General features: G+C 73.6%; 1 protein-coding gene. It reads left to right on the forward strand.

Annotated features, from left to right (window positions below; genetic code table 11):
• The first annotated feature begins 380 nt into the window (after positions 1 to 380).
• A complete protein-coding gene (locus tag ACFU7Y_RS43175) occupies positions 381 to 2,213 on the forward strand; it encodes an APC family permease (protein WP_380771936.1) in 1,833 nt (610 codons plus the stop codon).
• Positions 2,214 to 2,251 lie beyond the last annotated feature (38 nt).

The following is a 2,251-nucleotide window of genomic DNA, read 5'->3' on the forward strand; positions in this document are numbered from 1 at the left end:
GGATAGAGAAACAGCCCCCGATCTGCGGAAACGCGGATCGGGGGCTGTTTCGTTTCCTCCGGGCCGTCCCGTCTCCGGAGCCGGGCCCCGGGCACACTTATTGCACATTGCTTGCAATTACCGGCCTCAGGCAGCAGAGTGGGGTCCGGGGGTGGGAGTCCTTCGACAGAGCTGATCGTCTTCCCAGCCGGCGACCGCCGGGACAACGGCTCGCCCCACCCCCGCCACCAGTCACCGGACGGGACCGGCGCGGCGTGACGGCCGCGTCAAGGGCGTGTCAAGGCCGCTCGTGGCGGCGTCAGGAACGCGTAGGGCCCGCCGGGCGGCGGGCGCGTGGACCGCAGGATCGGACCAACTACCGACTGCGGAGGTCCCGTCCGATGCCCAGCGCCACCACCATCCCGGCTCTCACGGCCGAACCCGAGCCGCCTGATACCGGTACGGGCGGCGACCGGCACCGGCTCAGCGCGCTCGGCGGGCTGGCCGCGCTCTCGTTGGACGCCATGGCCTCGGTCGCGTACGGACCGGAGTCGATCGTGCTGGTGCTGGCCGCCGCCGGGGCGTACGGGCTGGGCTTCACGCTGCCGGTCACCGCGGCGATCGCCCTGCTGCTGGCGGTGCTGGTCGCCTCCTACCGGCAGGTGATCGCGGCCTTCCCGGACGGCGGCGGCTCCTACGCGGTGGCCAAGGCGCACCTGGGCCGCCGGACCGCGCTGACCGCGGCCGCCTCGCTGGTCATCGACTACGTCCTGAACGTCGCCGTCTCGGTCACCGCCGGCGTCGCCGCGCTCACCTCGGCCGTACCGGGCCTGTACGACGACCGGGTCTGGCTCTGCCTGGGCGTGCTCGCACTGGTCACCGCGGTGAACCTGCGCGGGATCGCCGAGTCGGCGCGCTGGTTCATGGCGCCGACCGCCGTCTTCGTGCTCTCCATCCTGGCGATCATCGTGGCCGGCCTGTTCCGGGACGGCCCGGCCAGCACCGCGGCCGCCACCGGCCACGTCTCGACGCTCGCCGAGAACGCCACCACCGTCGGCGCGCTGCTGCTCCTCAAGGCCTTCGCGGCCGGCTGCTCCGCGCTGACCGGCGTGGAGGCGGTGGCCAACGCCGTCCCCTCCTTCCGCGCCCCGCGGATCAGGCGCGCACAGCACACCGAGGTGGCGCTCGGCGCCCTGCTCGGCGTGATGCTGATCGGGCTGGCCGTGCTGATCGGCCGCTTCCACCTCCAGCCGGTCGAGGGCGTCACCGTACTCGCCCAGCTCGCCGACGCCTCGCTCGGCCACGGCTTCGGCTTCTACGTCGTCCAGTTCGCCACCGTGGTGCTGCTCGGGCTGGCCGCCAACACCTCCTTCGGCGGGCTGCCGGTGCTGCTCGACCTGCTGGCCCGGGACAACCACCTCCCGCACCTGTTCGCGCTGCGCGCTGACCGCCAGGTGTACCGGTACGGCGTGCTGTTCCTGGCCGCGGTGTCGGCGGCGCTGCTGGCCGGCTCCGGCGGGGACGTCAACAGCCTGGTGCCGCTGTTCTCGATCGGCGTGTTCGTCGGCTTCACCGTCTGCCAGGTCGGCATGGTCCGGCACTGGCTGCTGCACCGGCCCTCCGGCTGGCGGTGGAAGGCCGCGCTGAACGGCTTCGGTGCGGTGCTCACCGGTGCCGCGGCGGTGGTCGTCACCGGCACCAAGTTCACCGAGGGTGCCTGGGGCATCGTGGTGGCGCTGCCGCTGCTGGTGGTGCTGTTCGAGGCGGTCCACCGCAGCTACGCGCGGATCGGCGAGCGGCTGGAACTGGGCCGGGTGCCCGGCCCGCTGACCAGGCAGCGCAGCCTGGTCGTCGTCCCGGTGACCGCGATCACCCGGCTGACCAGGGACGGCCTGTCGGCGGCGCTCTCGCTCGGCGACGAGGTCATGGCGGTGACCGTGGTGCACGAGCCGGCCGCCGCCGAGGCGCTGCGCCGGGACTGGGAGCTGTGGCGGCCGGGCGTGCCGCTGGTGGAGATCCCGGACGTCCACCGCCGGCTGGGCCGGCCGATCGCCGACTTCGTCAACGAGCTGGGGGCGGAGCACGCCTACGACCGGCTGACCGTGCTGATCCCCGAGGTGGAGCCGGCCCGCTGGTGGCAGCGGGCGCTCCAGAACCGGCGCGGCGCCGTCATCGACCGCGCCCTGCGGCGGCACACCGACGCGGTGGTCTGCCGGCTGCGCATGCGGATGTGACCGGGAACGGGGGTGAACGGCCCCGGACGGCAACCTGC

Origin of the sequence: Kitasatospora sp. NPDC057542, from assembly GCF_042801945.1 — a bacterium.
Classification (GTDB): Bacteria; Actinomycetota; Actinomycetes; order Streptomycetales; family Streptomycetaceae; genus Kitasatospora.